The sequence below is a fragment of the Streptomyces eurocidicus genome (assembly GCF_002891295.1).
GTDB lineage: Bacteria > Actinomycetota > Actinomycetes > Streptomycetales > Streptomycetaceae > Streptomyces > Streptomyces eurocidicus.
In genome coordinates this window covers 1-5,272 of the sequence record NZ_LGUI01000018.1, presented here as the reverse complement: position 1 = coordinate 5,272, position 5,272 = coordinate 1, and the positions used below count along the sequence as shown (strand labels likewise).

At 70.3% G+C, this 5,272-nt stretch carries 3 protein-coding genes and 1 rRNA gene; 2 read left to right on the top strand and 2 right to left on the bottom strand.

Features of this window, described 5'->3' with window-relative positions; all coding sequences use genetic code 11:
- Positions 1–129 precede the first annotated feature (129 nt).
- Positions 130–246, top strand: a 5S ribosomal RNA gene (gene rrf, locus AF335_RS33750).
- Between the two features lie 513 nt (positions 247–759).
- Here the strand turns inward: rrf and AF335_RS33745 are convergent.
- Entirely contained in the window at positions 760–2,313 is a 1,554-nt protein-coding gene (locus AF335_RS33745; protein ID WP_102922253.1) for a SulP family inorganic anion transporter, read from the bottom strand.
- A 356-nt stretch (positions 2,314–2,669) separates the two neighbouring features.
- Here AF335_RS33745 and proC point away from each other — a divergent pair, with 356 nt between their 5' ends.
- Positions 2,670–3,479: a pyrroline-5-carboxylate reductase gene (gene proC / locus AF335_RS33740; protein ID WP_102922252.1), complete on the top strand. Its 810-nt coding sequence runs from the start codon at positions 2,670–2,672 to the stop codon at positions 3,477–3,479.
- A gap of 165 nt (positions 3,480–3,644) precedes the next feature.
- Here the strand turns inward: proC and trpS are convergent, their stop codons facing one another.
- Positions 3,645–4,643: a tryptophan--tRNA ligase gene (gene trpS, locus AF335_RS33735; protein ID WP_102922251.1), complete on the bottom strand. Its 999-nt coding sequence runs from the start codon at positions 4,641–4,643 to the stop codon at positions 3,645–3,647.
- Positions 4,644–5,272: the final 629 nt, after the last annotated feature.

Sequence of the window (5,272 nt, the reverse complement as noted above, 5' to 3'; positions counted from 1 at the left end):
GGAAGACCGGTAACGGTTGGAGCTGACTGGTACTAATAGGCCGAGGGCTTGTCCTCAGTTGCTCGCGTCCACTGTGTAGGTTCTGAAGTAACGACCGTGTTGTATCCGGTTTCGTTAATTTCATAGAGTTTCGGTGGTCATAGCGTTAGGGAAACGCCCGGTTACATTCCGAACCCGGAAGCTAAGCCTTTCAGCGCCGATGGTACTGCATGGGGGACCGTGTGGGAGAGTAGGACGCCGCCGAACAATTTTTAGCCTCAGGCCCCGAGTTTTCACTCGGGGCCTGAGGCATTTTTGCGTTCAGGGGGATTTTCCCCACCCCGCCCCTTCCCGGAACTGGGGGCTTCGCCCCCGGGCCCCCTTTTTCCGCGCTCCGCGCGGTGTCCTCAAGCGCCGGACGGGCTGAACTTCAGCCCGTCCGGCGCTTGAGGACATTCGGGAAGGGGCGGGGTGGGGAAAGAAACCCAGCCCCCACCCCCTACGCACTGCGATCGAGCATTCCCCTCCGCACCAGCCCCCGCAGCCCTTCCCCTAGGTTCGCCGGACGACGGCCATGCCGACAGGCGCCCACGCCGCCGCCGGCGTCCTCGCGGGCCTCGGCCCTGCGGTAACAGCACTATGGGGCCAAGGAGTTGGGGAAGGCCGGCGGTTGCGACCGGGCTGTGTGTGACGTGGCGGGAGAGAGCGCGCGGACATGGTCGAGGGGCGCTCAGGACCCCCTGAGCGCCCCCGGTACCGCGTGCCGGCTCCGCGGCTGGTTCAGGGCCCGACCGGCGGCCCCGTCGCCACCGCGCCCCGTGATTCCGCGTTGCGCTCCGCCCAGGCGGACAGCGCCGACCTACAGGCGTGGTCCATGTGCCGCAGCCCGCTCAGATCGAGCTCCACACCGTGCCCGGGGCGCGGGAGCGCCTCAAGTTCGTCCAGCAGCTTCGGCAGGCGCAGGAAGTTCGCGTTCCCGAGCACCCGGGCGCGGACGATGCCGTCCTCGGCCCCCACCGTCTCCACATGCACATGGGACGTCTCCCACGCCGCCTTGGCGATCGCCATGAGGAGGCCGACGAGGACACCCTCGAAGAGATTCGTCGTGACGATGGCCCCCGTGGTCACCGCCAGCACGATCGCCTCGCCACGGTGCTCGTGCCACAGCCGGGCGAAGTCGCGGCCGGGGATCAGCTTCCAGCCGGCGTGGATCAGCACACCCGCGAGCGCCGCCACCGGGATGATCTCCAGGGCCCAGGGCAGCACGGCGGCGAAGACCAGCAGCCACAGTCCGTGCAGCACGCGCGACGCCTTCGTGCGCGCCCCCGCGTTCACATTGGTCGCGCTGCGGACGATGACCGCCGTCAGCGGCAGCGCGCCGAGCACCCCGCACACCGTGTTGCCCGCGCCCTGCGCGATCAGTTCCTTGTCGTAGTCCGTGCGGGGCCCGTCGTGCAGCCGGTCCACGGCCGCGGCGCTGAAGAGCGACTCCGCCGAGGCGATCAGGGCGAAGGCCAGCACGGTGCCGAGCACACCCATCTCGGTGAGCCGGGCGAGGTCCCGGGAGCCGGGCGGCTGCACGGCGTCGAGCAGGCCGTTCACCTGGATCCGCGCCACCGGCAGCGACAGGGCGGCCACCGCGGTCGTCGCCAGCGCGACCGCCGCCAGCGGGCCGGGCAGGAACTGGGCTCCGCGCCGCCAGCGGGGCCACAGCACCAGGACCGCGATCGTGCCGGCCCCGACGGCGACGGCACACATCGCGTCCGCCGAGCCCAGGGTGTCGACGATCAGCCCGGGCAGGCCGCCCAGGTTGGCCAGGCCGCCGCCGGGAGGGGCGGCGTCGGCGAGGGCGTAGAGCTGGCCGGCGATGAGGACGAGGCCGATGCCCGTCAGCATCCCCTGGACGACGGCGACGGAGATCGCCCGGAACCACCGGCCCAGGCGCAGCACCCCCATGGCGATCTGCAGCAGCCCGGCGGCGAGCACCAGGGCGCCGAGCGCCCCGAGCCCGTACTCCCGCACGGCTTCGAAGACGAGCACGGTCAGTCCCGCGGCGGGGCCGCTGACCTGGAAGCTGCTGCCCGGCAGGAGCCCGGTGAGGAGGCCGCCGACCACGCCGGTGACGAGTCCCAGCTCCACCGGGACCCCGGAGGCGACGGCGATGCCCACGGACAGCGGGACCGCGACCAGGAAGACGACGAGCGAGGCCGTGAAATCGGCCCGGAGATCGGCCTTACGGTCGAGGCCGGTGCGGGGACGGGCATGGGGACGGTTTGACCGGAGCTTGGCCCGGGAGAACACATTCCGGGCATGGCTGAAGGGTATTTTCTCCATGAGCTTGCCTCCAGTGCGCGGCGGCGCGCACAGCGATGCGGAACGTTGCCTGTCGAAGGGGGAGTACGGGCAGCGGGAAGACGTCGGCGTGGGGGCGGCGGACCGTAAAGGGTGACGGAGCGTGCCGTGGACACCCGCGGTCATTCTGTCCAAGTGGCGTCGTAGGTTGAGCTGTTGGCGTGTTACCACGCTGTAAACGCGGGGTCGGGCGGCCGGAATCATCTGCTCTATTCACTCCGGCGTGTACCTGTGTGGTCCTACGTTCGCCTCGCGCCGGAGCGCGGCGCACACGCCGGGTGCGAAGATGGCGTGGCACGCCCCTGGAACCCAGCGCAGCGAAGAGGTGAGCGAGCTCCGTGGCCCAGAAAGTCGCCGTCCTCGGCACAGGAAAGATCGGCGAGGCACTTCTCAGCGGGATGATCCGCGCCGGCTGGTCGACCGACGACCTGCTGGTCACCGCCCGTCGTCCGGAGCGCGCGGAGGACCTGCGCACCCGCTACGGCGTCGACGCGGTCGGCAACCTGGAGGCGGCGAAGGCCGCCGACACCTTGATCCTCGCCGTGAAGCCGCAGGACATGGCCACGCTGCTGGACGAGCTCGCCCCGCATCTGTCCGCGGACCGGCTGGTCATCAGCGCGGCGGCCGGCATCCCCACGGCCTTCCTTGAGGCGAAGCTCCCGGCCGGCACCGCGGTCGTACGGGTCATGCCGAACACCCCGGTGCTGGTGGACGAGGGCATGTCCGTCATCTCCGCGGGCACGCACGCGACGGAGGACCACCTCCTCCGCACGGAGGCGATCTTCAAGCCGGTCGGCAAGACGCTCCGCGTGCCCGAGTCCCAGCAGGACGCCGCCACGGCGCTCTCCGGCTCCGGCCCCGCGTACTTCTACTTCCTCGTCGAGGCGATGACCGACGCGGGCATCCTCCTCGGCCTGCCGCGAGACAAGGCCCACGACCTGATCGTCCAGGCCGCCATCGGCGCGGCCGTCATGCTGCGCGACAGCGGCGAGCACCCGGTGAAGCTCCGCGAGGCGGTCACCTCCCCGGCGGGCACGACGATCAGCGCGATCCGGGAGCTGGAGCGACACGGTGTACGAGCCGCGCTGATCGCCGCGCTCGAGGCCGCCCGCGACCGCAGCCGCGAACTGGCCTCCGGGCAGGCGTGAGCCCGCGGGCTTGCGCCCCCGGCCGACCCTGACGCCGGCCGGGCTGCCCCTCGAAGAGCGAGGCCGACGGCGGGGCTCGCCGGGGCTCCGGGGCGTCGGAGATCGGCCCGGGCGACGCGCCGTAAGGCACGCCGCCCGGCTTCGGGGCGGGTGCGAGCGCGGGGCTCAGGCGGGAGGCAGCAGGCCGATCGCCGCGTACGCCGCGTCGACGGTCGGCCGGGCCAGCTCGCGCGCCCGCCCGGCACCCTCGCGCAGCACCGCGTCCACATAGCCCGGGTCCGCGCACAGCTCCGCGTGCCGTTCCCGCACCGGTCGCAGCAGCTCCAGCACCGCCTCGGCGGCATCGCGCTTCAGCGCCCCGTACGACGCGTACGTCCCGGCGAGCTCGGCGGGCTTCCCGCCCGTGCACGCGGCGAGGATCTCCAGCAGGTTCGCCACCCCGGGCTGCGCCTCACGGTCGTATACGACCTCGCTGCCGCTGTCGGTCACCGCACGCATGATCTTCTTGCGCGCGACCTCCGGCTCGTCGAGCAGATAGATGATCCCGGCGGTCTCGGCGTGCGACTTCCCCATCTTCGACGTCGGGTCCTGGAGGTCCATCACCCGGGCGGCGACGGCGGGGAGCACGGCCTTCGGCACGGTGAAGGTGTGTCCGTACCGCTGGTTGAAGCGCACCGCCAGGTCGCGGGTGAGCTCGACGTGCTGCGCCTGGTCGTCGCCGACCGGCACCTCGTCGGCCGAATAGGCGAGGATGTCCGCCGCCATCAGCACCGGATAGGTCAGCAGGGAGAGCCGCACCCCGCCGCCCGCGGCCCGCTCCCGCGCGGACTTCTCCTTGTACTGGATCATCCGGCGCATCTCACCGTCGGACGCCGTGCACTCCAGGAGATAGGAGAGCCGGGTGTGCTCGTCCACATGGCTCTGCACGAACACGGTGCAGCGGGCGGGCTCCAGGCCGGCGGCGAGGAGGAGCGTCGCCGCCTGCCTGCTGAGCCTTCGCACCCTGGCCGGATCGTGGTCGACGGTCAGAGCGTGCAGGTCGACGACGCAGAACAGCGCCTCGGCCTTGTGCTGGTCCACCTCGACCCACTGCCGGACGGCGCCCAGGTAGTTGCCCAAGGTCAGATGGCCGGTGGGCTTGATGCCGCTGAAGATCCGTGTCATCGGTTCCTGCCTCCTTGAAGAGGGCCCACCGCCACAGACAGCAAAAAACGGCCGCCGAGGCGGCGGCCGTTGGTTGCATGCGCAGAGTCGGGCCGCCGTCAGGCGGCCCACCACTCCTGGGTGCAGCTGTACGCATGCTGGGTCATGCGCCGACCGTACGCCCCCGAAACCTGGTTGCGCCACGGGTTTGATGGGCCCTACGGGCTCGTGTAGAGTTCTTCGAGTTGCCACGGAGTCCCCAGGGACGAAGCGGCGGCCACTCACGCCTCACTGGCGGCACTCTCTACTTGCACGGCCCTTGAACGGGATGGATTTCGGCGTGTCCGGAATTCGGAACGGACTCCGATTAGGAGTCGCGAGGGAAATCCGGTAAAGTAGTGATCACGCCGAAAGGCGCGAAACAAATCCCCGCCGACGGGGAATCGGAAACGAATTCGGGCCGGAAACGGTACGGAAAAGGATCTGATAGAGTCGGAACCGCCGGAAAGCGAAAGCGAGACGGTGGGACCCCGCTCCAGCAGGGGGCCAGCGCCGGAAACGGATCTGGTAAGGTTGGAAACAACGAAGGGAAGCGCCCGGAGGAAAGCCCGAGAGGGTGAGTACAAAGGAAGCGTCCGTTCCTTGAGAAC